Raw genomic sequence first — 248 nt, forward strand, 5'->3', positions numbered from 1 at the left:
GGTAGAGGCGACCGATCACCGACACCGGGCTGCGGCAGGCCCGCAGGCAGGCGTCCTTGAGCGGGGTCAGCTCGACCACACCGGCCAGCACCAGCGCCCCGGCGAGGACCAGGCCCTCGTGGGCGGTCAGCCAGGCCGAGTGGTCGACGGCGAGGTGGATGAACGCATCGCCGGCGAGGGCGGTCACGGCGAACCCCGTCCACACCACCAAGTACGCCGCGTAGAAGGGCGCGCGGGCGGTCCAGGGT

At 73.4% G+C, this 248-nt stretch carries 1 protein-coding gene; it reads right to left on the reverse strand.

The features are described 5' to 3' along the window. Positions 1 to 248 (reverse strand): DUF2182 domain-containing protein (locus ACLJNW_RS27350; RefSeq protein WP_410961692.1); only part of this gene is annotated, 248 nt, incomplete at both ends.

The organism is Salmonella sp. SAL4457 (assembly GCF_046548235.1).
Lineage (GTDB): Bacteria > Pseudomonadota > Gammaproteobacteria > Enterobacterales > Enterobacteriaceae > Salmonella > Salmonella enterica.